Origin of the sequence: Streptococcus sp. k-90, assembly GCF_013277565.1 — a bacterium.
Classification (GTDB): Bacteria; Bacillota; Bacilli; order Lactobacillales; family Streptococcaceae; genus Streptococcus.
The window spans coordinates 53,277-54,107 of sequence record NZ_VMNE01000017.1; the positions used below are offsets into that span (position 1 = coordinate 53,277).

Annotated in this window: 1 protein-coding gene and 1 pseudogene; both read left to right on the top strand. The window is 38.4% G+C overall.

Annotated features, from left to right (window positions below; genetic code table 11):
• Nucleotides 1-106 precede the first annotated feature (106 nt).
• Nucleotides 107-427, top strand: coding sequence for a PadR family transcriptional regulator (locus tag HT734_RS06030; protein WP_000665422.1), 321 nt, complete (start codon nt 107-109; stop codon nt 425-427).
• Nucleotides 428-430: 3 nt separating this feature from the next.
• Nucleotides 431-831 (top strand): annotated as a pseudogene (locus HT734_RS06035) (hypothetical protein); the annotation flags it as partial.

The window sequence follows — 831 nt, forward strand, 5'->3', positions numbered from 1 at the left end:
TTTTCGAAGAGTATTAACTATTATGCTTTACAAACTAGTGTGAAAGTGGTATATTATAGATGAAGCTACTAGTAGGTATTACAAAATAGATTAGAAGGGAGAAGGGATGAAAGAAACTCAACTATTAAAAGGTGTTCTTGAAGGTTGTGTCTTGGATATGATTGGTCAAAAAGAGCGATATGGTTATGAGTTGGTTCAGACTTTGCGAGAGGCCGGATTTGACACTATTGTTCCAGGAACTATTTATCCTTTGTTGCAAAAGTTAGAAAAAAATCAATGGATAAGAGGCGACATGCGCCCGTCGCCAGATGGTCCAGATCGGAAGTATTTTTCGTTAACTAAAGAAGGAGAAGAGCGTGTCTCAGTCTTTTGGCAACAATGGGACGATTTGAGTCAAAAAGTAGAAGGGATTAAGAATGGGGGTTAAACCATGAAGAAAATGAAGTATTATGAAGAAACAAGCGCTTTGCTGCATGAGTTTTCTGAGGAGAATCAGCAGTATTTTGAGGAACTGTGGGAGAGTTTTAATCTTGCTGGATTTCTCTATGATGAAGACTATCTCAGAGAGCAGATCTATTTGATGATGTTAGATTTCTCAGAAGCAGAACGAGATGGCATGAGTGCAGAGGAGTATCTAGGTAAGAATCCTAAAAAAATAATGAAAGAGATACTCAAGGAAGCACCACGCAGTTCTATCAAGGAGTCACTGTTGACGCCAACCCTTGTCCTAGTGGTATTACGTTATTATCAACTACTCGGTGATTTTTCGAAAGGCCCTCTCTTAACAGTTAATTTGCTCACATTTTTAGGGCAACTTCTTCTTTTTCTGAT